At 51.6% G+C, this 23,418-nt stretch carries 27 protein-coding genes and 1 other annotated feature; of the genes, 24 read left to right on the top strand and 3 right to left on the bottom strand.

Translation table 11 applies throughout. The features are described from left to right. Positions 1 to 13 precede the first annotated feature (13 nt). On the bottom strand, positions 14 to 610 hold the full coding sequence (locus tag DWY25_RS12430) for a recombinase family protein (RefSeq protein WP_117895489.1): 597 nt from the start codon (positions 608 to 610) through the stop codon (positions 14 to 16). Positions 611 to 918: 308 nt separating this feature from the next. Here DWY25_RS12430 and DWY25_RS12425 point away from each other — a divergent pair, with 308 nt between their 5' ends. From DWY25_RS12425 to DWY25_RS12395, 7 genes are all read left to right on the top strand, one after another. Beyond that, positions 919 to 1,623, top strand: a complete 705-nt coding sequence (locus DWY25_RS12425; protein WP_117895488.1) for an N-acetylmannosamine-6-phosphate 2-epimerase — start codon at positions 919 to 921, stop codon at positions 1,621 to 1,623. A 98-nt stretch (positions 1,624 to 1,721) separates the two neighbouring features. Next, entirely contained in the window at positions 1,722 to 2,483 is a 762-nt protein-coding gene (locus DWY25_RS12420; protein WP_006057367.1) for a PTS mannose/fructose/sorbose/N-acetylgalactosamine transporter subunit IIC, read from the top strand. Then, positions 2,483 to 3,334, top strand: a complete 852-nt coding sequence (locus DWY25_RS12415) for a PTS system mannose/fructose/sorbose family transporter subunit IID (protein WP_006057366.1) — start codon at positions 2,483 to 2,485, stop codon at positions 3,332 to 3,334. Before DWY25_RS12420 ends, DWY25_RS12415 begins: the two co-directional genes overlap by 1 nt. 56 nt (positions 3,335 to 3,390) lie before the next feature. Then, entirely contained in the window at positions 3,391 to 3,870 is a 480-nt protein-coding gene (locus DWY25_RS12410) for a PTS sugar transporter subunit IIB (protein WP_006057365.1), read from the top strand. A 58-nt stretch (positions 3,871 to 3,928) separates the two neighbouring features. Beyond that, positions 3,929 to 4,852: a hypothetical protein gene (locus DWY25_RS12405; RefSeq protein WP_117895487.1), complete on the top strand. Its 924-nt coding sequence runs from the start codon at positions 3,929 to 3,931 to the stop codon at positions 4,850 to 4,852. Between the two features lie 101 nt (positions 4,853 to 4,953). Then, a complete protein-coding gene (locus tag DWY25_RS12400; protein WP_117895486.1) occupies positions 4,954 to 5,397 on the top strand; it encodes a PTS sugar transporter subunit IIA in 444 nt (147 codons plus the stop codon). A gap of 222 nt (positions 5,398 to 5,619) precedes the next feature. Continuing rightward, positions 5,620 to 6,348: a DUF2238 domain-containing protein gene (locus DWY25_RS12395; protein WP_117895485.1), complete on the top strand. Its 729-nt coding sequence runs from the start codon at positions 5,620 to 5,622 to the stop codon at positions 6,346 to 6,348. Positions 6,349 to 6,473: 125 nt separating this feature from the next. Here the strand turns inward: DWY25_RS12395 and DWY25_RS12390 are convergent, their stop codons facing one another. Continuing rightward, entirely contained in the window at positions 6,474 to 6,656 is a 183-nt protein-coding gene (locus DWY25_RS12390; protein WP_117895484.1) for a hypothetical protein, read from the bottom strand. A 325-nt stretch (positions 6,657 to 6,981) separates the two neighbouring features. On the opposite strand from DWY25_RS12390, the gene DWY25_RS12385 reads away from it, so the two are divergent. From DWY25_RS12385 to DWY25_RS12320, 15 genes are all read left to right on the top strand, one after another. After that, positions 6,982 to 7,383 carry an SHOCT domain-containing protein gene (locus DWY25_RS12385; RefSeq protein ID WP_117895483.1) on the top strand — a complete coding sequence of 134 codons (402 nt, stop codon included), beginning with the start codon at positions 6,982 to 6,984 and terminating at the stop codon, positions 7,381 to 7,383. Between the two features lie 13 nt (positions 7,384 to 7,396). Then, positions 7,397 to 7,607, top strand: a binding site (T-box leader). Between the two features lie 115 nt (positions 7,608 to 7,722). Next, entirely contained in the window at positions 7,723 to 9,051 is a 1,329-nt protein-coding gene (gene cysS / locus DWY25_RS12380) for a cysteine--tRNA ligase (protein ID WP_117895532.1), read from the top strand. Further along, positions 9,051 to 9,452: a Mini-ribonuclease 3 gene (locus DWY25_RS12375; RefSeq protein ID WP_117895482.1), complete on the top strand. Its 402-nt coding sequence runs from the start codon at positions 9,051 to 9,053 to the stop codon at positions 9,450 to 9,452. The genes cysS and DWY25_RS12375 overlap by 1 nt, the downstream gene beginning before the upstream one ends. Before the next feature lie 284 nt (positions 9,453 to 9,736). Continuing rightward, positions 9,737 to 10,465: a 23S rRNA (guanosine(2251)-2'-O)-methyltransferase RlmB gene (gene rlmB, locus DWY25_RS12370; protein ID WP_117895481.1), complete on the top strand. Its 729-nt coding sequence runs from the start codon at positions 9,737 to 9,739 to the stop codon at positions 10,463 to 10,465. A gap of 14 nt (positions 10,466 to 10,479) precedes the next feature. Continuing rightward, entirely contained in the window at positions 10,480 to 11,118 is a 639-nt protein-coding gene (locus DWY25_RS12365; RefSeq protein WP_181981814.1) for a sigma-70 family RNA polymerase sigma factor, read from the top strand. A gap of 101 nt (positions 11,119 to 11,219) precedes the next feature. Then, positions 11,220 to 11,375, top strand: coding sequence for a 50S ribosomal protein L33 (gene rpmG / locus DWY25_RS12360; protein ID WP_006057355.1), 156 nt, complete (start codon positions 11,220 to 11,222; stop codon positions 11,373 to 11,375). A gap of 12 nt (positions 11,376 to 11,387) precedes the next feature. Further along, the gene (gene secE, locus DWY25_RS12355; RefSeq protein ID WP_006057354.1) at positions 11,388 to 11,573 is read left to right on the top strand and encodes a preprotein translocase subunit SecE; all 186 of its coding nucleotides are present in this window, start codon (positions 11,388 to 11,390) and stop codon (positions 11,571 to 11,573) included. 3 nt (positions 11,574 to 11,576) lie between these two features. Continuing rightward, positions 11,577 to 12,125 (top strand): transcription termination/antitermination protein NusG, encoded by a 549-nt coding sequence (gene nusG / locus DWY25_RS12350; RefSeq protein WP_006057353.1) that lies wholly within the window; start codon positions 11,577 to 11,579, stop codon positions 12,123 to 12,125. Positions 12,126 to 12,382: 257 nt separating this feature from the next. Next, the gene (locus DWY25_RS18050; RefSeq protein ID WP_261795727.1) at positions 12,383 to 12,511 is read left to right on the top strand and encodes a hypothetical protein; all 129 of its coding nucleotides are present in this window, start codon (positions 12,383 to 12,385) and stop codon (positions 12,509 to 12,511) included. Next, positions 12,496 to 14,406, top strand: coding sequence for a BglG family transcription antiterminator (locus DWY25_RS12345; protein WP_117895479.1), 1,911 nt, complete (start codon positions 12,496 to 12,498; stop codon positions 14,404 to 14,406). Before DWY25_RS18050 ends, DWY25_RS12345 begins: the two co-directional genes overlap by 16 nt. Positions 14,407 to 14,519: 113 nt before the next feature. Then, a complete protein-coding gene (locus DWY25_RS12340; RefSeq protein ID WP_117895478.1) occupies positions 14,520 to 14,942 on the top strand; it encodes a PTS sugar transporter subunit IIA in 423 nt (140 codons plus the stop codon). Between the two features lie 3 nt (positions 14,943 to 14,945). After that, positions 14,946 to 15,416 carry a PTS sugar transporter subunit IIB gene (locus DWY25_RS12335; protein WP_117895477.1) on the top strand — a complete coding sequence of 157 codons (471 nt, stop codon included), beginning with the start codon at positions 14,946 to 14,948 and terminating at the stop codon, positions 15,414 to 15,416. 12 nt (positions 15,417 to 15,428) lie between these two features. After that, positions 15,429 to 16,190, top strand: coding sequence for a PTS mannose/fructose/sorbose/N-acetylgalactosamine transporter subunit IIC (locus DWY25_RS12330; RefSeq protein WP_006057347.1), 762 nt, complete (start codon positions 15,429 to 15,431; stop codon positions 16,188 to 16,190). 12 nt (positions 16,191 to 16,202) lie between these two features. Then, positions 16,203 to 17,033 (top strand): PTS system mannose/fructose/sorbose family transporter subunit IID, encoded by an 831-nt coding sequence (locus DWY25_RS12325; protein WP_117895476.1) that lies wholly within the window; start codon positions 16,203 to 16,205, stop codon positions 17,031 to 17,033. Beyond that, a complete protein-coding gene (locus DWY25_RS12320; protein ID WP_117895475.1) occupies positions 17,033 to 17,923 on the top strand; it encodes an N-acetylmuramic acid 6-phosphate etherase in 891 nt (296 codons plus the stop codon). The genes DWY25_RS12325 and DWY25_RS12320 overlap by 1 nt, the downstream gene beginning before the upstream one ends. Before the next feature lie 173 nt (positions 17,924 to 18,096). Here DWY25_RS12320 and DWY25_RS12315 read toward each other — a convergent pair whose 3' ends face one another. Further along, positions 18,097 to 18,690 (bottom strand): TetR/AcrR family transcriptional regulator, encoded by a 594-nt coding sequence (locus DWY25_RS12315; protein ID WP_006057344.1) that lies wholly within the window; start codon positions 18,688 to 18,690, stop codon positions 18,097 to 18,099. 174 nt (positions 18,691 to 18,864) lie between these two features. Between DWY25_RS12315 and DWY25_RS12310 the strand changes: the two genes are divergently transcribed. Both DWY25_RS12310 and DWY25_RS12305 read left to right on the top strand, forming a co-directional pair. Then, on the top strand, positions 18,865 to 20,943 hold the full coding sequence (locus DWY25_RS12310; protein WP_117895474.1) for an efflux RND transporter permease subunit: 2,079 nt from the start codon (positions 18,865 to 18,867) through the stop codon (positions 20,941 to 20,943). After that, positions 20,940 to 23,102 carry a phage tail tape measure protein gene (locus DWY25_RS12305; protein ID WP_117895473.1) on the top strand — a complete coding sequence of 721 codons (2,163 nt, stop codon included), beginning with the start codon at positions 20,940 to 20,942 and terminating at the stop codon, positions 23,100 to 23,102. Before DWY25_RS12310 ends, DWY25_RS12305 begins: the two co-directional genes overlap by 4 nt. Positions 23,103 to 23,418: the final 316 nt, after the last annotated feature.

Genomic DNA, 23,418 nt, shown 5'->3' with positions numbered 1-23,418 from the left:
TTACTTAATTTAATTATACTGCATCGAGATTGCGGATGTATTTATAAAACGTACTTTTTTTGATTTGCAGCTGGTCTAAAGCCTGCTGCAGTGTGCATTCATGCCGCAGATAGCAGGCGGCCACGAGGCTGAAATTTTCCGGCGGGATGTAGCGGGGCCGGCCTAAATGCTTGCCCTTTTCCTTAGCGATCCGAATTCCTTCCGCCTGGCGCGTTTTGATGTTGATCCGCTCATTCTCCGCGACAAAGCTCAGAATCTGGAGCACCAGATCGCTGATGAAGCAGCCGACAAGGTTATCCGGACGGCTGCGGGTGTCCAAAAGCGGCATATCCAGCACGACGATTTGAACTTCCTGCCGTTTTGTTAAATCTGCCCATTCCTCCAGAATGGCCTGGTAATTGCGGCCTAGCCGGTCGATGCTTTTAATCACTAATAAATCCTGCGCCCGCAAAATTTCTTTCAGCTGGCGATAAGCCTGACGGTCAAAATCCTTTCCGCTCTGCTGATCTACATAAAGTTGGGACTCCAATAATCCAAATGCTTTTAATTCTTCGATCTGGCGGTCCAGATTCTGACTTCGAGAAGATACTCGCGCATAGCCATAATTCACGTTTAATTCCTCCTTGACAAACGTTTGGCACGGAAAACAAAAACAGCTATCCCCTCCCTTGAATAGCTGAAATTGTCTGCCGTTTATAAAGGTACACCTTTATAAAAGCGCTTTCATGTTTTTATTATAACATCATCGTTCTGAAACGCAAGCGCTTTCAATTCATAACTAAATAAAATACCCTGAAATAACATTTGCAAAATGAATAAATAATTTAATTTTTACCTCTTTTAGTTCTGTTCCACGCTATCTTGCATAAGTTTTATAAAGGTGTACCTTTGCGGACACGAAAAGAGAGAGGAGCCGTTATGAGAAAAGAGGAAATTTTTCAACAGATTCGAGGAAAACTGATCGTTTCCTGTCAAGCCAACGAGGAAGAAAATCCATTTAATCCCCCGGAGGAAATGACGAGAATGGCCAAAGCCGCGGCGATCGGCGGCTGCGCGGGTTTCCGGGCGAACCGGCCGGAGAATGTGCGGATGATCAAAGAAGCCTTTCCGGATAAAGTCATGATCGGAATCTGGAAAGTGGTCACTGAAGGCTGCGACGTGTATATCACCCCGACGATGAAAGAAGTCGAAGTGCTGCGGGAGATCGGCAGCGATATCATCGCCGTAGACGGCACCGACCGGATTAACTGCAACGGACGCAAAGCCTATGAGCTGATTCGCGAGATCAAGGAAACGTATCCGGATCAGGTCGTGATGGCTGACATCGCCACGATCAACGACGCCCGTCACAGTGTGGAAGCGGGTGCGGACATCATCTCGACGACGTTGTCCGGGTATACCGAGGACAGTCTGGATCGTTACGCTCTGGGAACGGATTTTGATCTGATCGAACAGATCCGCAAGGAATTCCCGGAGGTCTTCATCAATGCCGAAGGCCGGATCTGGACACGGGAAGAAGCGAAAAAGGCGTATGAATGCGGCGCCGACGTGATCGTCGTGGGCACGGCGATTACCAATCCGATGAGCATCACAAAACGATTTGTTGATTATATCAAGAAGTAGGCATGGTGGGACTGCCTGCTGAATTAACTAGAACAGGAGGTTGGGAAAACAAAAAGAGAGGGCGGCAATAAAGGTAAATCCTAGAGAGGAGGTACAATATGAATATTGGACTAGGATATGCTTTATTTGTTTCTGTTGTGTGTGCATTCTTTGGATGGACAAACTATGGCTTCGTCAACTTACAGACAACCAAACCGGTCGTCTGCGGCGCTTTGGTCGGTCTTATTTTGGGGGATTTAAGAACGGGCATTATTATCGGCGGTACGCTGACGTTGGTTTACATGGGCGTGCAGGGCGTCGGCGCGGCGATTCCGGTCAACGCCACAACGGCGACGACGGTAACGACGGCGCTGTGCATCATTACCGGCGTTGAAATGGAAACGGCGATTGCGATCGCGGTTCCGGTTTCCGTTATGGGTCAGCTGGGCCGGATGGCGGCCTGGACGATCAACACACCGTTAATGCATATTGCGGATAAATACGCGGAAACGGCGGATTACAAGAAGATGACCCGGCTGCAGCTGGTCGGCTCGCTGGTGTTCTTCATTACGGAATTCATCCCGGTCTTCCTGTGCATTTACTTTGGTTCCAGCTTTGTTACCATGGTCAACGAAAATATGCCGGTCTGGATCTCTGAATGGCTGACAGCCGCTACGGGTATGCTTCCGGCGTTAGGCTTCGGCATGCTGCTGGCGATGATGTATAAAGTCAAATACATTCCGTTCTTTATCGTCGGTTTCGTAATGTGCGCCGTTTTCGGCGGCTCGCTGCTGGCGATCGCGCTGCTGGGCGTTTCGATGGCAATCTTTGTCTTCTTCTTCGGCCCGCAGGGTAAACGGAGAAAAGGAGGTGCGATCTAATGACGGAAAACAGAATGGAACAGCCTGTTAACGAGAACAAGATCATTTCGTTGGAACGCAAAGAACTGATGGGCGTCTTCTTACGCTTCGCCTGCTTCCCGATGGTCACGATCAACTACGAACGTTTCCAGACGCTGCAGTATTTCTCGGCGCTGGCTCCGGTTCTTAAAAAATTATATCCAAACAAAGAAGATCAGATTTCTGCGGCAAAGCGCCACATGGCGTTCTACAACACGACGCCGGAATGGATGGGCTTCACGCTCGGTATGAACTGCGCGCAGGAAGAACAGATCGCCAATATGCCGTATGGCGAGGAACGCACAGCGCTGGAAGAATCCGTCAATACGATCAAGGCGTCCTTAATGGGACCGCTGGCCGGCATCGGCGATTCGCTGCGGGCGACCGTTGAAGCGATCATCGGCGCACTGGCCGCCGGCTTCGCAATGAACGGCTCGATCTTCGGCGCGATCCTGTTCTTTGTCTTAGGCAACGCGTACTACTTTGGAATTTCCTATTTTGGATTCTTCTATACCTATAAGAATGGTATGAAGGTTATCCGTGATATGAACAAGTCCGGAATTCTGGACCGCCTGATGGAAAGCGCCACGATCTTAGGTATGACCGCGGTCGGCGCGCTGATTCCTTCCTGGGTCGGCTTCAAGCTGACCAGCGCGATTCAGATCGGCGATTACGTTTTGAACATTCAGCAGGAATTGGACAACATCATCCCGGGTCTGGCGCCGTTAGCGCTGACGATCTGTCTGGCATGGCTGTATAAGAAGAACGTTTCTTCTTTAAAGCTGGTCGGTTTGATCTTCGTCTTCTCGCTGATCATTTCCCTGATTCTGTAATTTCCAATATGTAATCCAGGGCGGAATTCACTACGATTTGAAAGGAGAAATAGAATATGGCAGTTATTCAGTATCGGCTGGACGGAAGAATGCTGCACGGCCAGGTCAGTAACTTTGCGCGCGCGCTGAACATCGAGGAGTTTGTGGTGATCAACGAAAAAACGGCGAACGATCCGACCCAGGTCATGCTGCTGGAACTGGCGGCGCTCAACGCCGAGGTTGACGCGGTTTCCCCGCAGGACGCCTATGAATTATTGACCAGTGATGAACTGGAAGACTACCGCGTGATGGTTGTTTTCAAAGAGATCTTCGACGCCGTGGAGCTGGTCAAACTCGGCTATTCCATGAAGGAGATTGTCATCAGCGGCATGTACGCCAAAGATAATGAAAATAAGGTCAAAGCGGAAGCTTGCTTGTTTGTCGACGATAAAGATAAAGAAGCGTTCCGTTTTCTGGAAGATCATGGTGTTCTGCTCACGCATCAGATTTCACCGGAATATAACAAAAAAATGGTTCATGATCTCGTAAAGTTTTAACGGAACAAGGCCGGCTGTGTGCGTCGGCCTTTTCTCACTGGGAAAGGAAAGAAACGCGATGGAGGTTCAGGATAACATGAAGGAACGCCTGCTGACGATGTGTCAGCGGATGGCGCGGCGCAAGAGCGCAGGTCAGAAGAAACGAACGCTGCTGCAGTTAAGCGAGATGCTGGGAACGTTGGGCTACCGCACGGCGTTGATCGGGAAAAGAGGAATTCATGGGCAGCAGCTGATCGGCGGCGATCCGGAACATGCCCGTCTGATCGTGGCCGCGGATTTCAATTTGCGCGAAGCACGGATGATTCCCGGCCGGCAGCGGCTGCTTGATCAATCGGCGAACCGGAAAAATCAACTGGATAATCTGACGGTGACGCTGGTGCTGAGCGTGCTGCTGGCTGTGATGGGCGTGCTGCTGTGCATCGCGGGAACCAGGGAGGACGGCCGGTGGTACTTGTTTTTAATGGCGGCGCTGACTTTCCTGCTTGCTTTCGGACTGGGACGCAGACAGGCGGCGGGCAATGCCGGAAAGAATGCGGCGTTGTTTGCGATGCTGGAATGCGCCCGTACTTACCGAAATCGGCCGATCGCGTTCTGTTTCCTGGAAGAAACCGGAACGGAGCTGGGTTTGCAGCAGCTGCGCGAGCATTTTCCGCAGGCAAGGCTGGTCTATTTGAATCAGCTGGGCCGGGAAAAAGCGCTCTGCGCTATCCTGAAAGGAAAGGAAGCGAAGCTGCGGGAGCATTGCGCACAAGGGTGGCCGGAAATCACGGTACAGGCGGCAGAGGAACCGGATGACAGCTTGATCCGCAGCTGGAACAGCGGCATTCTGATCAGCACGGCGGATCCCGCTTCAATGACCTGTGAAATGCCGGGCGGCAAGTTCGACGTGCAGATGGACAGCGATCAAATCCGTCAGGCAGTCAGTTTGATCGGCGGACTGATCCAACCGGAGAATAACGCAGCGAATCCTTCATCAGTGTGAATCTGATAAAAACACATAGGATGAAATCAAAAAACGAAAAAGAATCAAGAGAAGAAAGAGACAGGCAGTCTTATCAGAAAACGGACTGCCGGGAGGTAGCTATGAAAGGTATTTTGTTAATCAGTCACGGACCGTTGGCCGAAGGAATGTTGAAAACGGCGGAAATCTTTTTCGGTGAAAACATTCCGCAGATGAAAGCGGTCGTTTTGAATACGCAGGATGATCCGGAAGATTTCCGCGGCCGGCTGCAGGAAGCGGTCAAGGAGGTTGATACCGGCGAGGGTGTGCTGGTCTTCGCGGATTTGTTGGGCGGTACGCCGTGCAATCAGTCGGCATTTGTGCTGAACGAACAGATCACGGTGCTGACGGGCATGAATCTGCCGATGGTTATGGAATGTCTGGGTCTGCGCATGGGCGGTGAAATTTCAACGGACACACTGGAAGAAACCGCAAAAACCGGCATTGTCAATTTCAATAAGATGCTGGAAGAAAAGAAAAAAGCGGGACGCAGCCGTCGCCGCAGTAAGGAAGAAACAGCGGAATAATCCCTGTCAACGACGCAAGGTTGAAATCAGGAATCAGAGCGGCCTACCGCTATGGTCTCTGATTTTTTTGTCGTTGCCGCATCCGGCAGAGGCCGGTCAGTTGATGAAATCCGTGTAAAGGGAGAACAGATTCCGTTATTTTAAAACGAAACGGAGAATAATCGTTGCAAGTCATGGGCGTCCTGATTAAAATAAGTACTATGTTTGAAAAGAGGGAAAGACATGAAGAAAAAATTCAACTGGAATTCGTTTATTTATAACTTCGTTTTTGTCACAATGCTTCTGTCCGTTATCTTCCTGGTCATTCGGATCACCATGGCGCCGGCGGAAGCGGTGGCGGAGGATGTGCGTGTTAAGAGCGACTATCTGTTAATGCTGGTGCAGTGCATTCTGGGCGTCGTGGCGATGCGGCTGCCGGATTTTATCGAGCACAAGATCCAGATTCATATTCCCAGCAACATGCTTCTGTTGTACGCGGTTTTTCTGTACTGCGCGATCTATCTGGGGGAAGTGCGGGCATTCTATTACAATGTGCCGCATTGGGATACAATCCTGCATACCTTCAGCGGGGGGATGTTGGGAGCGCTGGGCTTTTCCTTCGTCACGATCTTAAATAAGTCGGAAAAGATCCCGATGAACCTTTCCCCGGTCTTTGTCGCGGTCTTCGCATTTTGCTTTGCGGTGACGCTGGGCGTCTTCTGGGAAATCTATGAATTTACCTTTGACGGCATCCTGCGTCTGAATATGCAGAAGTTCATGTTGGAAAACGGGACGCAGCTGATCGGCCGGGCGGCGTTATTGGACACGATGAAGGATCTGATCGTCGATTGTCTGGGAGCGTTTATCATGTCCTTCGTCGGCTATTTGTCGCTGCGATACAAAACAGGTTTTATTGAAAAGCTGCAGCTGAAATGGCGCAAGGGCGCGATCAAGGATAACAAAACGGCGTAGCGGATAAGCGGGCAGTTTGAGAATAACCGGGGCAAAAAACAAATTGAGAAAAAGCCTTGAAATAACTCAAGAATGGAATATACTATAGGTGTAGGGACGCTTGAGAAAGCGATACCCATCGTTCGCTATCTCTTCATTGAAGGGAAGCGGTGGATAGATAAGTGCCGAGTATCTTTGTGGGATGCGGCACTTTTTCTTCTGAGTTCTATAATTTTTAAGATGCAGTCCAGGCTGGTTGTCAGAAGCTGGGCAACCGCCAGAATGTCCCTCATCGTTAAAGAAGACAAAAGTTCCATGAAAAACTTCATAGAAAGCCCCTCCTTTCCAGAGCTGAGAAAACAAGCTCGAAAAACAAATGAATCAAAAGGTGATCCATCCAGGACGGGCAACCGCCTTATCAAAGACCCTACATCTTTAATATTGCGCAAAATTCAAAAAAGCCTCCTGAGAAAATGAAAAAAGTAAAATTACTTTTGAGGTTTAGTAAAACTCTGCAGGGAAGAAATTGATATTCAGGCAGCCTGCAGGCTGCCTGAAAAGGATGTGACGGCGGACATGGCTGATTCAGCGGGATTGTGATATACTGGAAGCAAGAGTAAAAACGCAGACCTGAAGGGTCAGGAGGCCGCGGCAATGAGAAGAAAAACAGAGATCCGCACAACACGTTCCAGCGCGGTAAGCAATATTATCGCCGGTATCGCGTTTATCTTATTTGGACTTTTTGTTCCAAACCTGCTTCATCTGGACGGAATGGGGATGGGATTCGGCGGACCTTCCATGAATCCGGCTCTGTTCTTCACCGCCTTCGGCTTGATCGGCGGGATCGCCAGTATTCTCTACGGGGTGATCGCGCTGAAGCGCGGCGGTATTGCGGAACATGAGATTGTAACGGAAACGACGGACGAGCCCCGATGGAACTCAGCCTCGGATCCGGCGGAACAATTAAAAAAGCTGAAATCGTTATATGACGACGGAATCTTATCTTCCGCGGAATATGAGATGAAAAAGAAAGAAATTCTGAGCAAAAAGTGGTAGAATAAGAAAGGACAAAAAACCGAGGACAAGAACGAGTAATCCGTGAAAGCTCCGTCAAGAGAAGGTCTGGCCGGTGAAAAGACCAGGGAGCGTCCGGACGAATGCCTCTTGGAGGGCCAGCCTGAAATTCAGTAGGGCGGACGCAGCCGGCGTTAACGGAAGAATGAGCGGAACAGATCATCTCTGTTCAATAAAAGTGGAACCGCGCCTGAAGCGTCTTTTAAATTAGAGATGCTTTTTTTGTGGAAAACCAGCGGGTTGACAACGTGGAAACATTCCGGAAAAGCATCCGCAGTCAAAGGCAATGAATCTGAAACCAAGGAGGAAAAAGTGATGAGTATTCGTCTTTACAACACCCTGTCAGGGAAAATTGAAGAATTTAAGCCGATAAAACCGAATGAGGTCAGCATGTATGTCTGCGGGCCGACGGTGTATAACCATGCCCATATCGGCAACGCCCGTCCGATCATCGTCTTCGATACGCTGCGCCGTTTATTTGAAGCGCAGGGGTACACGGTTAAATACGTGTCCAACTACACGGACGTCGACGATAAGATTATTAAGAAAGCGCATGAGGAAAACGTGGCGGAAGGCGTCGTGTCCGCCCGCTATATCGAAGCCTATCAGAAAGTCCGGGACAGTCTGAACACAGAACCGCTGTTCGCGACCCCGCGGGTAACGGAAACGATGGATGAAATCATTCATTTCATTGACGAGCTGGTCAAAACCGGCCATGCCTATCAGGTCGGCGGGGATGTGTATTTCCGCGTCGGCAGCGTGCCGTCCTACGGAAGCTTTTCCAAGCAAAATCTGGAAGACCTGCAGGTCGGGGCGCGGATCGAGGAAAACACAAAAAAGGAAAATCCGCTGGACTTCGCTTTGTGGAAAGAAACGGATATGGGCATCAAATGGCAGTCGCCGTGGGGCGAAGGCCGGCCGGGCTGGCATACGGAATGCGTCGTTATGATCCATAAGGAATTCGGCGATCAGATCGACATTCACGGCGGCGGGATGGATCTGCGCTTTCCGCATCATGAAAATGAAGTCGCTCAGTCGCAGGCGTTGTTCCACAATTCCATTGCGCATTACTGGCTGCACAACGCGATGATCAACATCAACGGTGAAAAAATGTCGAAGTCGCTGGGCAACGTTTCCTGGGCGAAGGACGTCATTGAAAAGCTGGGTGCGGATTTAGTGCGCTGGCTGATGCTGAGCGTGCATTACCGGGGAGAACTGAACTTCTCGGATGAAACCATCGAAACCGCCCGCAAGGAACTGGACAAAGTCAGAACACCGATGAAACAGGCGTATATCAAGAGCCAGCTGGCGAATGTCACGGTAATCGGGTGCGATGAAGACGCGGTGAAGCGGTTTATTGACGCGATGAACGATGATCTCAACACGCCGAACGGCTATGCTGAAATTTATGAAACGGTAAAGAAGCTGAATCAGGCGCTGCGTCAGCGTGAAATCCAATGGAATCAGGTCGGCGCGGAAGTCGGCGCTCTGGAAAAGATGCTGGAGGTATTGGGCATCCGATTGCCGAAAGTGACGCTGAGCGAAGATGACAAGCAGGTGTTCGCGGAATGGAACGCAGCCAAGGCCGCTAAGGACTTTGCCCAGGCGGACGTTAAACGGGCGATTCTGATCGAAAGAGGTCTGATGTAATGCAGCCTAACGAGCTATCCGGAAGCACGCTGGCCTATATCGGCGACGCGGTCTGGTCGCTGCTGGTGCGGGAATACCTGGTCGAGCTGGGCTATGGCCGGGCGAAGGATCTGCAGCGGCTGAGCGTAAACTTTGTCAGCGCCAAGGCGCAGGCGCGGTTTTATGAACAGCTGCATGCCGCCGGGACGTTCAGTGAGGAAGAGGAAGAAATCTTCCGGCGCGGCCGCAACTTTAAAAGCGGCAGCGTTCCCAAGAACACCGACGTGCAGATCTATCGGATTTCAACCGGCTTTGAAGCACTGACCGGCTGGTGGCATCTGACCGGTCAAACGGCGCGGCTGCACGAGATTTGGGAACAGGTCAGGCCGACGGTCGGATTGGAATCCAAGCTTATGGCATAAGATTAAAGACAATAGAAAAACCAGAATGGAAGAAGCGTTCGTCTTTAAGGCAAAAGGGCGAACGTTTTCTGTAGGCAGAACAGGGAAATCATGAAACCGCAGGGGTGCGGCAGACTAATAAAGTAATTAGAATCGTCAGGGCCTTGATCTTTATCCAGGCTTTGTTGGCTAATTCAATTGCTTTTCCGGGTTTCCCATTGTATAAATAAAGAAGCAGTTTCACGAGGATGAAACGATTTGGAATAAAAATGGGACAATTCCAGGACGAAACGGGAGGTCAAAGTATGGCACAATGGATTTATGGGAAAAACGCAGTAATGCAGATCCTGAAAAGCAAGAAAAAGGTTGAAAAAGCACTCGTAGCGGAAGGGGCAAAGTTTCCGGAGGCGGAAACCTTATTGAAAAACCGCAGAATTCCAACCCAGCGGGTCAGTCGCAAGGAGCTGGATAAGTGCTGCATGGATACGCATCACCAGGGGATCGCGCTGTATTGCGAGGATTACAAAACGGTCAGCGTAGAAGAAATGCTGGAACGCATCCCAAGCGGGAAGCTGGGAACGATCGTCATTCTGGATGAGCTGGAAGATCCGCACAATCTCGGCGCGGTCTTGCGAACGTGCGACGCGGTCGGAGCCGACGGTGTGATTCTGCGCAAGAATCGCTCGGTATCGCTGAATTCGACAGTCGCCAAGGTGTCCACCGGTGCGATTGAAACGGTGCCGGTCGCCATGGTCGCGAATCTGACTCAGACGCTGAAACAGTTGAAAGAAAAGGGATACTGGGTTTACGGTACGGATATGCGCAATGCCCAGGATTACCGTCAGCCTACTTTCGACACGCCAGTGGCGCTGGTGATCGGCTCGGAGGGCAAAGGCATTTCCCGGCTGGTCAAGGAAGAATGCGACGTAATGCTGACGCTGCCGATGGAAGGCACGATCTCCTCGCTGAACGCTTCGGTGGCCTGCGCCGTCTTGCTTTATCAGATTCATGCGAAACGTTTTCCTCTGAAATAACAGGAGGAACAAGGATGACCGAGGAAGTGTACACCGACAATGAATTGTTGTATATGATCCGTCAACAGGACGACTGGGCAGTGGAAAGTCTGCTGAACAAATACAAACCGATGATCTGCGGAATGATTTTCCGGCTGGGACAGTTCGAGAACTGTTCTGTTTCCGGCGACGCGTATAAGGAAGATCTGGAACAGGAAAGCCGGATGATGCTGGTCAGCGCCGCCGACAGCTACCGTGAGGATTATCCCTGCAGCTTTAAGACTTACTTGCAGAATTGCCTGCGGAAACGGCTGCTGACGATATACAGGCACTCGCAATGCTCCAGCGACGCCGCGTTTTATGCCTGCGATTCCCTGGATATCATGGTCGGCGAAGACCGGGAGACCTACAGGGCGGATATGCTGGTATCCAACGACCGGTTCTTTGATCCGGTCTACCGTTTTACGCTCAACGAAGCGTCAAAGCAGGTCAAGCAGCTGCGCCGCTACTTCACGCCGCGGGAATGGCAGATTCTGTGCCTGTCGCTGGATAACACGTCTTATCAGGACGCTGCGGCAATTTTAAACATTTCCCGGAAGAGTTATGGCAACCAGCTGGGACGGATTCGAAAGAAACTGGACTACATCCTCAGCAAATTTTCGGAAGAGGCTTGAAAAGCCGGCGGGATGGTGCTATAATCCGCTTAAGTTAAGGGTTATTTGACGAGCCCTTTTCTTTATGGTAAAGTGGATTAGCACGGTAAGGAGGGACCTCGATGGCGAAAGAAACAAAAGTGATTCTGACATGCACAGAGTGCCTTTCACGCAACTATGTTACACACCGGAATCCCAAGACGCATAATCAACGTCTTGAACTGATGAAATTTTGTAAAAAATGTGGAAAACATACACTTCATAAAGAAACGAAGTAGGAGGATACAGATATGTTAAAATGGTTTAGTTTCAGCGGTATCTCCAAAGAAGTCAAGCGGATTCGCTGGCCGAAGAAAGAAGAACTGGGCGGAAATTCAATGGAAGTTTTGATCTTCTGCGCATTTTTCGGCGTTTTCTTCGTCGCCTGTGAATTTTTCGTTTCCTTCTTCCTCAAATTAATCGGGATCGGAGCTTAAGGTATGACAGAGTCCAAGAAAGAATGGTATGTCGTCAATACGTATGCCGGTCATGAGAATCGGGTCAAGGAAAACCTGCAGCGTCGTGTCGACACAATGGGCATTTCCGATTATCTGTTCCGCATTCTGGTCGCTGAGGAACCGGAGATCGAATACAAAAACGGCAAAAAAGTAGAAAAAATGCACAACCTGTTCCCAGGTTATCTGTTCGTGGAAATGATTATGACGGACGAAGCCTGGTATATTGTCAGAAATACGCCGGGCGTTACCGGATTTATCGGATCCAGCGGCGGCGGAGCGAAGCCGTTCCCGGTTTCTCCGGAAGAAATTGATTCAATCCTGCGCCGCATCGGCATGAGCGACCGCAAGGTCAGCGTCAACTTTACGACGGGCGACCGTGTTAAGATTTTAACCGGACCGTTCAGCGGCATCGAAGGCTCGATCGACGCGATGAACGACGATACCCAGACCGCAACCGTTCTGTGTATTCTGTTCGGCCGGGAAACGCCGACGGAGATCGCCTATAACGATCTGGAAAAAGTTGAACTGTAAATAGGGTAAGAAGCAGTCCTGAGATTCAGGGCTGTTTTTTTGTGCTTTTTCGCTGAAGAATCATGAAATCCAAGGCTCGAAGCCAAAGCGTCTGTCGGCGATAACGGAAGACCTTTTCAATCCTTTCCTCAATCAAAGATCCTCGATGTTCTATTTCCCTGCACGGTCGTTCGTGCAAAAGCTCAAACACCAGATTGCACGAATTAACAAAACAGGAAAAGGCTTATGCTAAGATGAGCTTGGGAAGGAGAAAGCTTATGAAACAGAAACAGTTCATCCCATCTCAACGCTGCCTGACGCCGCGTTTTCAAACGGGAACGCCGCAGAGTATCGGAACTTTTAAAATCAAACGCTCTGTGGAAGCGGCACGGTGGCAATCGTGCTGACACAGCGTCAGCAAGGCCTTCTGCGTTGGCTGGCAGAGAATGGCGGACAATATCATTCGGCGGCGACGCTTGCGGCAGCCCACGGCATCAGCGTGCGCACCGTCAAAAGCGAGATCGCGGCGATCCGCCTGGAAATTAAGCATTCCCCGGCCCTGGAGCTGACGTCGCTGCCCTCCAAGGGCTACCAGCTGATTATTCATGATCCGCCGCAGGCTGCGGCGCTGCTGGACCGCATGCAGAAGACATCGCAGAACACCGCGCTCAATGAACAACCGATTCGGATCAAAACGGTTCTGCTGAATCTGCTCGATCATTCAGGCTATGTCCGCAAGCGAAAATTGCAGACCCAGCTGAACATCTCCGATTCCACACTGTACCTGGATTTGAAAGCCGTGCGGAAAATACTGAACAAGTACAATCTGGAGCTGGCGTACCGCTCCGGCAGCGGCTATCGGGTCGAGGGGCGGGAAACGGACAAACGGACCTGTCTAGCCCGGGAAGATATTTATTCGATGATGGAGGAAGCCCACGAAACCCAGGCCAATCTGAAACGCATCACAGACCTGAAGGAACTGCTTGTTGAAATCTTTCTGGAAAATGAATACAAGATCAGCGAAGTGCTGCTGGAGAGTCTGATCCTCCATTTGCTTCTGACGCTGCAGCGAATCGAACGGGGCTATTTTATCGAAGCCGGCACAACGAAACGCAACGGCGGAGAGAAGGAAACGCGGATCGCGGGCGATATTCTGCGCCGCTGCACAAGCGTGCCGGTTTCCCGGCTGAGTGAGGAAATCAACTACCTCGCCGTAAATCTGCGCGGCAAACGGGACTATGACGACTATTCCGGCGTCTCGGAGGAAATCAACGCCTTCATCATGGATTCACTGGAAAAGATCCACGTCGAATACGGCGTCGACTTCACCCGCAGCATCGATTTGAAAATCGCCTTGGCGCTTCATTTTGTACCGCTGCTTTCGCGCATGCAGAATAACCGGCAGTTAAAAAACGTTCTGCTGACGGAAATCAAGCAAACCTTTCCGTTTGCTTTTGACATCGCGAATTATTTCAGCCTGTTGATCGACGATCATTACCACGTCCGCATCAGCGAAGATGAAGCTGCATATTTCACGCTGTATTTCAACTACGGCCTGGAGAACATCACGATGAATTCCGAAGGCAAGAAAATTCTGGTCATCAGCCGTCTTAAACCGAGTGAAACAATTCTGCTGCGGCAGAAGATCGATCAATGGTTCCGAAAACAATTGCTTCAGCTGGATTTTGTGAATCCGCTGGACTTAAGCCGGATCGATCCGGGTGCTTATGATGCGCTGTTCACCACGGAAACCAAGGACACCGTCACCCGCGGCGCTGCGGTGCGGATCAGCCTGTTTCCCAGCGAGAAGGATTTTGCCAAGATGAATCTGGCGATCAACGGCTACGACAGCGTCGATTCGATTCTGTCCCGGTTTTCCAGCGATTTGTTCTGGCGCGGGCAAGCGAAAAACCGTCAGGAGATCGTGGCGCGCCTGATCGCGATGGCGTCCCGCTCGTATCATCTGCCGAAGAAATTTGAGGAACTGGTATTGGAACGGGAGAAGCTGAGCTCGACTTATTTCGGCAGTCAGGTCGCGATGCCGCATCCGCTCTATCCGATTACCGCCCAGACGTTCATCGCCGTCGCCGTGCTGGACAAGCCGGTCGCCTGGACAGAAGATCAGAAAGTTCGGATTGTCCTGTTAGTGTCCACGGAGATGAACAACCCCAAGGCGTTTCAGCTCTGGCCGTATTTATCCTCGCTGATTTCCAGTCCCCAGCAGATCCATGAAATCCTGCGGGAGAGTACCTATGAAAATTTTATCGCCGTTTTCCGGGCGGCGCTGCTCGACAAATTTTGACTTTGCACGAAGTGACCGTGTAAAGGATAAAACGTTTTCAGGAATCAGGAATGATAGAATGCAGATACAACCGATGATCTGCATTTCCTCATAAAAAAGAAAGGAGGGACAACGTGACAGGCATTCTCATAGCAACCCATCACAATCTGGCCGAAGCTTTTTGCGAAACAGTCGAAATGATCGCCGGTAAGCATGATTTTGTGGAAAGCGTCGGGCTGCGCGCGGGACAGGATCCCGAGGCGTTTGGTCAGCTGATCGCCGACAAGGTCGAACAGTTTCACCAGCGCGGTCATGAAGAAGTGGTGGTGATGCTGGATTTGTTCGGCGGTACGCCGTGCAACCAGACGATCCGGCTTTTGCGTGCGTATTCGCTGCAGGTGGTGGTCGGCGTCAATCTGCCGATGATTCTGCAGGCGGTGCTGGCGAACCGCGAAGGCGTGACGGCCAGCCAGCTGATCGCGATGGCCGTGGACAACGGCCGCGGCGGCATCTTTGACGCCGGCGCACGGATTCAGAGTTTGACAGAGGAGGAATAACAGATGAGTATCGTATTGGCCCGTATCGACGACCGGCTGATTCACGGACAGGTCATGACGTCCTGGCTGAATTATACCGGTGCCAACAAAATCATCGTCATCGACGACGTTACCGCTAACGATTCATTTCTGACGATGATCATCAAAACGCTGGTTCCTGCCAACATTGTGACGCAGGTGACGACAGTGGCCGACAGTGCGGCGGTGATTGCCGGACTGCAGGATCATGACAAAGCGATTATTTTAGCGAAGACCCCGGAAGCCTACGTTCATCTGGCGGACAGCGGCGTTAAGCTGGCGAAGGTCAATATCGGGGGCATGGGGATTAAGCCGGGGCGGAAAACGGTCTATAAGAATATCTCGGCCAGCGAAGCGGAAACCGATCAGCTGAAACAGCTGATCCAGCGCGGGATTCTGGTTGAAATTCAGATGGTAGCGGAAGATCCGGCAATGGATTTCAAACGGTTTATTTAATTAGAAGAGGTGATGGATGTGAGTATTTCGTTGTTTCAAGCCTTTCTGATGGGCGTCGTTTATTATCTGGGCATCATCGGAACGCCGTGGACGACCGTCCTCGGTTCAGCCAGCTTGTTTCAGAAGCCGTTAGTAGCGGGGACGTTGGTCGGCCTGATTCTGGGACATCCGGCGGAAGGCGTCATCATCGGTGCGGCGATTCAGCTGCCGTACATCGCGTTTATTTCAGCCGGCGGTACAATTCCATCGGATCCGGGTCTGGCCGGGGTGCTGGGCACGGCGTTTGCGATCGTCGGCAACGTTGATCCGGCAACCGCGATCACGATTGCGATTCCGTTTGGTTTGTTAGGCACAGTGGTCTGGGTACTGCACATGACGATTGACGTCGCGTTTGTCCACATGGCGGATAAAGCGGCCGAGCAGGGCGATCTGAAGAAGGTCTGCTTCCTGCATGTTGTTCCGCCGCAGATCGTGGCATTTGCGATCAGCGTCATTCCGGTCATGCTCGGCGCGTATTTCGGCGCGGATTATATGGCGCGCCTGGTTGCGATGTTAAGCAACGACGTGCTGCATGTCCTGCAGGTCATCGGCGGCGTGCTGCCGGCCCTGGGCGTGGCGATGAATCTGCGCTCGATCAGCCGTCCCAACAGTATGGCCTTCTACATGCTCGGTTTTATCTTAAGCGTATATCTCGGCTTGGATACGATCGTCATTGCCGTGCTGGGCTTCATCATCGCCTGGTTCTACACCCAGCTGCAGAAAGAGAACGGATAGGAGGGAACGATTATGGAACAGAATACAGAACGGAAAACACTGAGTAAGAAGGACGTTGTGAAGTCCTTCTGGCGCTGGACCTTCTTCTCTCACGCCAATTATAACTATGAACGGCTGGCCGGTACGGGCTTCTGCCATGCGATGGCGCCGATCATTGAAAAGCTGTACAAGGACAACCCGGAGGAATACAAGGCGGCGGTCCAGCGGCATATCGAGTTCTATAATACGGAACCGCACTTCGGCGGCGTGATCAACGGCATGGTCATCGCGATGGAAGAAGAACGGGCCAACGGCGCGCCGATTTCCGACGAGGCGATCAACGGCATTAAAACCGGTCTGATGGGACCGTTTGCCGGAATCGGGGATACGCTGTGGCAGGGAACCTTGACACCGATCCTGCTTTCGATCGGAATCTCGCTGGCGTCCTCCGGCAGTCTGGCCGGACCGCTGGTCTATGCCGTCTTGATGATGGGGATCATGTTAAGCATTGCGTATTATGTCTGGATGACCGGCTACAAGCTGGGCAAGGAAGGCTTGCAGCGGATTCTGGAAAGCAATCTGATCAAAAAGGTCATCACCGGAGCCAGCGCTCTGGGCGCAATTGTCATGGGTGCGCTGACGGCAGGGTTTGTCAGTGTGTCGACACCGCTGATGATCAACATCCAGGGCGCCGGCATGAGCGTGCAGACGGATATTCTCGACAAGCTGTTCCGCGGCCTGCTTCCGCTGGCGCTGACGTTGGGGACGTTGTATTTATTGAAGAACAAGAAAGTCAAAGCGACGAAAGTCATGGCGCTGCTGATCGTCGTGGCGGCGGCCGGCGCGATCATCGGGATCTTCTGATGCGTGATAATTTAATGACGCTGACCAGCGAGGAACGCAATCCCGCGTCAATGAATCTGCCGCACATGAGCGTCGCGGAATCGACGGCGCTGATGAACCAGGAAGACGAAGCCTGCACCAAAGCGGTCAGAGAGGTTCTGCCGGAAGTCAACGAAACAATTGAACAGTGCATCGCCGCTTTGCGGCGCGGGGGCCGGATCATCTTTACCGGCGCGGCGCATTCCGGTTATCTGGGTATGCTGGACGCCTACGAGGCCAATGCAACCTTCGGCACCCACGGCGAATTTGTTTCCATTGTGGCGGGCAATTTCACCGATATCATGAAGACCGATGGCGGCGCGGAGGACAGCGCGGAAAACGGCGCGCTGGATTTACAGGCCCGGGAGGTTACGGCTAAGGACTTTGTGATTGGAATTAGCTCATCCGGCCGGACGCCGTATGTCATCGGCGCGCTATCCTGGTGCCAAAAACAGGGGATTCCCTGCGCCGGACTGGTCAATAACAAGCATTCGCTGGTCAGCGAGGTCTGCGATCGGGTCATGGCGCCCACGCCGGGCCCGGAAGTGATTACCGGATCGACGCGGTTAAAGGCGGGAACCTGCCAGAAGATGATCCTGAATATGATCACGACGGTGACGATGGCGCAGCTGGGCAACGTGTATGAGAATCTGATGATCAACGTACCGCCGGTCAGCGACAAGATGCGCGCCCGTCTGGCCTACATTCTGACTCAGGCTGCGGGCTGTACGCTGGAAACGGCGCAGGCGCGGCTGACCGAGTGTAATTATCAGATCAAACCAGCCTTGATCATGGAACTGAAGCATGTCAGCCGTTGTGAAGCGGAAGCACTGCTTAGCGACGCGGACGGCAACCTGAATCAAATCTTATAGAAAAAGGGTAAAAGACCAAGCGGGCGGGCAAGAAAAACAAGTGAAACCCACTGGTAAAGCAACGAAGCGAAGCAAACAAAACAAATAAGCAAGACAAACAAGTAAATTTGAATTATAAGAAAAGCGAAGCCTGCCGGAATTCCGTCGGTTTCGCTTTTTTCGTTATCCAGTCTTTAAATCAAGATTTTCTCCACCATTCGGTATAACGTCGGCTTCAAGTGATCGATCGGCGCCGGCTGTTCCTCGATGATCGAGGTGTAGCAGACTGAGCCGACCAGCTCGACAATCATGTAGATCATCCGGAACGCCTCGTCCCGGTCAAACCGCCGCAGCTGCGGATAATTTAATAATTCCTCCAGGATCTGCGTGATCTCCTCCTGGTTGCCTTCGCTGAGATATTCCATCACTAACGGCCAGGAGAAATTCCGCTCGATCAGTTTCAGCACCGCTTTATTCGCTTTGAAATACTCGATGATCGTATCGATGAAGCACAAGACCGCCGGCAGGAAATCCGGGATGTTGCGTTCCTTCGTTTTTGTGTATGCCCGGATGACGATCTGCGAGCTGATCTGGATGACAAGGTGTTTCATGATGTCTTCTTTATCATGAAAGTACAGGTAAAACGTACCTTTGGCAACCTGGGCACGGCGGACGATATCGTCAATTGTGGTTTTGGCGAAGCCTTTGGTCAGAAAACACTGATACGCGGAATTTAACAGATCGCCTTGCTTCTGTTCTTTCTGTTGTTTTAATGTACGCTGGGCCATAAACTCACTTCCTCTGCCTCATTGTAACATACCTTAAAGCAGTGTCAAATCAAAATGACTAAAAGTCAATCCGTTAGACAAATCGGCCGATCCGTCTATTGACCATCAGTCATTTCGGGGGTATTCTGTCTGACGTAATGACCGATAGTCATTTGAAAGGGAGAGTGATCTGCAGTGAGAAAAATTGCAGAACAGATCGTAAAAAAACGAATTCTGATTCTGGTCTTGGCTACGGTGCTGTTGGTTCCGTCGTTGATCGGCTATATCAACACCCGCATCAATTATGATATTTTGAGCTATTTGCCGGATCAGCTGGATTCCATCGAGGGTCAGGACATCCTGGATCAGGAATTCCATTCCGCCAGTATGGCGATTGTTACCGTTGAAAACATGGAGAAGAAACAGGTCGACCGGATCGCGGACAAAATCCGCGCGATCGACGGCGTCCGCGACGCGATGTGGCTGGGGGATTTCTTACAGACCATGCCTTCGGAAATGATTCCGGAAGACCTGCGGGGGATGCTGGATAACGGCGACTGCCAGCTGATGATGGTTACGTTTGAGGAAGGCAACGGATCCGACCGGACGCTGAAGGCCGTCGATGAGATGAAATCGCTGATGAATTCCCAGATGTTCTTAGGCGGTCTGGCGGCTGTCATCAACGACACAAAAATGTTGATCGAACAGGAACTGCCGCTGTATGTGGCGGTCGCGGTCGGATTATCCTTAGTCGTTTTATTTCTGGGCTTACGTTACAGTGTGGCGCCGTTCATCTTCTTATTGGGGATCCTGTACGCCGTGCTGTATAACTTCGGAACCAATATTTTCTTAGGCGAGGTTTCCTATATCACCTCCGCTCTGGCGGCAATTCTGCAGCTGGCGGTGTCGATGGACTTCTCGATCTTCTTATTGGAACGCTACGACGAGGAACTGCATAAGGGATTGAAAAGTCAGGAAGCGATGACCGAAGCCGTCGTCAACACCTTTACCGCGATCAGCGCCAGTTCACTGACCACAATCGCCGGCTTCTTGGCGATGTGCATTATGGATTTGAAGCTGGGCACCGATATGGGCGTCGTCATGGCGAAGGGCGTTGTGCTGGGCGTGTTCTCGGCCGTGGTGATTCTGCCGGCGCTGATTCTGGTCTTCGATAAACCGATTCACAAACATAAGCACAAGGTTTTAATTCCCAAGCTGCAAGGCGTTGCCAACTTTACGACAACTCACTATAAAGGCATTCTGATCGCGGCCGTCGCACTGTTGATTCCGTTTGCCGCGGCGCAGAAAAAAACCGACGTGTACTACAACTTGCTGGACTCGCTGCCGCAGGATCTGACATCCACCGCCGGCACACAGAAGCTGCGCGATGAATTCGACATGCCGACGACGAACTTCATCCTCGTCAGCGATCAGCTCAGCAGCACGCAGATGGACGCCGTGCTGGAAGCAATTGAAACGACGGACGGAATCAATTCCGTTGCGACGTTAGACCGGTTTTTAGGCGCCGGGATTCCCGAAGACATGCTTCCGGAAAGCATCCGTTCCGTCTTCGACGCCGGCGGATGGAAGATGATCATGGCAAACTCCAGCTACACCTCGGCGACACATGAACAAAACGCGCAGATCACCGAGCTGGAAAACCGCGTCAAGGCGATCGATCCAACAGCCTTAGTCACCGGGGAGGGCGCGCTGAACCGCGATCTGGTGCTGATCGCCGATCACGATATTCAGATGGTCAACATCGTCTCCATTTTGGCGGTCTTCCTGATCATCGCAATTTCATTTAAGTCGATCAGCGTCCCGATTGTGCTGGTCGCGGCGATTGAAATGGCGATCACGATCAATATGGGCATTCCTTATTTCCAAGGGGAAACGATACCGTTTATCGCCAGCATCGTCATCGGGACGATCCAGCTGGGCGCGACGATCGACTACGCAATTCTGACGATGACGCGCTATCAGGAGGAACGCCGGCGGGGCAAGGATCGGAAAGCGGCCGTACAGACAGCGGTCTACGCGTGCAGTTCGTCGATCCTGACCAGCGGCTTAAGCTTCTTCGCGGCCACCGTGGGCGTGTCGCTGGTTTCGAAAATCGATTTGATCCGCTCGCTGTGCGGCATGTTGGCGCGGGGTGCGCTGATCAGCATGGCGGTCATTCTATTCGTGCTGCCGGCCTTGTTGATGGTCTTCGGCGGCGTTATCGAAAAAACATCATTTCAATTTCTGAATAAAAAAGGAGAGGAATCACGATGAATAAAAAAGGAAGTTGGCTGGCGCTGGCCCTTTCCGGGGTGCTGGCGCTGAATCTGTGCACGCCGGTCCGGGCGGAGGACAAGCCGGACGAAGGCACGAAAAAGGAAGAAACCGTCTATGCCTTCCTGGATTGGCAGGGACAGCTGAAATCCGCGACCGTCAGCGAATGGCTGCATAACGAACAGGGTTTCCGCCAGACAGCGGATCAAAGTATCCTGGAAAATATCAAGAATATCAACGGCGATGACCTGCCTGAACAAAACGGCACGTCGCTGGTATGGAATTCTGACGAGCACGACCTGTACTACCAGGGCACGACGACGGCGGAACTGCCGTTAACGATGGAGGTCAGCTACCAATTCAACGGCAAGACTGTAGATCCGCATGAGATTGTCGGCCAGAGCGGCTCTCTGACGATCACGATCAAGCTGATCAATCATCTGGAAACGACGGAAACGATCAATGGGAAGACGAAATATATTTCCACACTGTTCCCCTGCGCGATCGTCACCGATCTGCCGACGGAAACGTTCAAGGACGTGAAAGCGGAAGACGGATTGATTTTGAATGAATCGAAGAACCAGATCGTCGCCCTGGCCACGGTGTCGGGGATGAGCCAGATGCTGAGGGATTCCGACGTCAGCGCGCTGGATGACGTGAAGGATAAGCTGAAAGATGAGTTTGTGATCACGGCGAATGTGGAAAACTTTGAAATGCCGTCGATCATTCTGGCTGCGGCCGGGACTTCCAATCTGGAAGACAAGGAGGTCGACCGCAGTGATCTCGATAAACTGACTGACGGCGTCGATGATCTGAAGGACGCCACGGCGAAGATTTTAGACGGCACGGTGCAGCTGCATGATGCGAATATTGAACTGAACGATAAGATGGGAGAATTCCAGTCAAAATACAAGGAATTCTCGGACGGGTTAAATACCGCTGCCACTTCATCGAAGGCGCTGAAGGAAGGGGCGCAGAAGCTGTCCAGCGGCGTTGGTCAGATCCAAACGCAGCTAACGGCAATGCTGCAGAAATACAACCTGACAGACGAACAGCTGACGGGACTGTTTCAACAGCTGAACGGCAGCCTGACGCAGCTGCAGGACGCTTCGGCATTAATGGAACAGCTGGCTGGCAGTATGCAGGCGCTGGCAGCGATGCCGCAGGCAACCGGCGATGCGATTCGGGCAGCCGGTCAGAGCGATGCGTTTAATAACACCTGGGCCGGCGTAACCGAGCAGGTGAGGGCCGGCGTAAAACAGAATTTACCGCCGGTGAATGTGGAAATCGATCAGAACGCGTTAGTCTCCGCGATTGGCTCTGCGCTGGCGGAACAGGGCGTGGCTGAGGAGCAAATTCCAGACTTAACTCAGGCGATTGCGGGAAAAGTCGGTGAACAATTGAACTCTCAGCTGGGTGCAGCACAGGAAATGATCGCGGCCGGCTTAGGCCAAGCAGTGGATGCCGGTGTCGATACAATGAGCAGTTATGGTAAGCAGGCGGCGGTGGGAACGGTCGATCAGATCGCTCAGACCGTGCAGGATACAATGAGCGCGAAGGTTCAGGAAATGGCCGGCTTGATGAGCCAGGCGCAGCAGCTGACGACGGAAATGACGGCGATGATCAACAACATCAACGGCATGATCGAACAGATCGGTGGCGTCGATGAACTGAAAAACGCACTGGCCGGCTTGCAGCAGCTGCCGGAAGGCTTGAAGGATCTGAAGGACGGTACAGATCAGCTGGCGGCCGGAACGGCGGCGATGAATGCCGGGCTGGATAAACTGAACGGCGCGTCCGGGGACATTACCGACGCAATCAATAAGTTTAAAGATGCAACACAGGAGCTGGCAGAGAAAACCGGCGAATTGAACGACGGCGTCGACGAATTCAGCCGTGAAGGAATCGATGAGTTAAGCGGGAAAGTTACCGATGCAATGGACGATCTGAACGATGTGCTCGATACCGCGAAAGCAGCGCTGGATCAGTCGAAGGAATACCGCAGCTACGCCGGCGCCGCGGACACGATGGAAACTTCAGTGAAGTTCATCATGAAGACGGATGAAATTAAACTGCCGGAGGAAAAAACAACGACGGTGGAAACAAAGACGGAAGTTAAGACCTCTTTTTGGGATCGGGTAAAGAATTTATTCCATTAATAGATATGAAAGCTTAAGGAAATACACAAGGAAATCGGACAGCCATGTTCAATTTCCTTTTTTCTGTGAGGATTGAAAGGGAAGACTCATGGGGGAAATTGTTTTTCAGCTACCTATGAAATCCGAGGAAGTCTGTTTAAAAGGCCTTCTTTTTTTTAGAAAGGGGAAGTGAAGGAAGGGCTTTGATAACGCCGGCGGAGTCCCGGGAAATCTTGAACTGGATGAAACACTTTTCATAAAAATTTTTGATTTTTAGCGATTTATGTCAAATTTCATCAAAATAAACAAGGCTTTTTCAAAAAAACCGCAATATTAG

Origin of the sequence: Holdemania filiformis (assembly GCF_003459085.1) — a bacterium.
In the GTDB taxonomy this organism is placed as follows: domain Bacteria; phylum Bacillota_I; class Bacilli_A; order Erysipelotrichales; family Erysipelotrichaceae; genus Holdemania; species Holdemania filiformis.
This window is presented reverse-complemented; position numbering and strand designations above follow the sequence as displayed.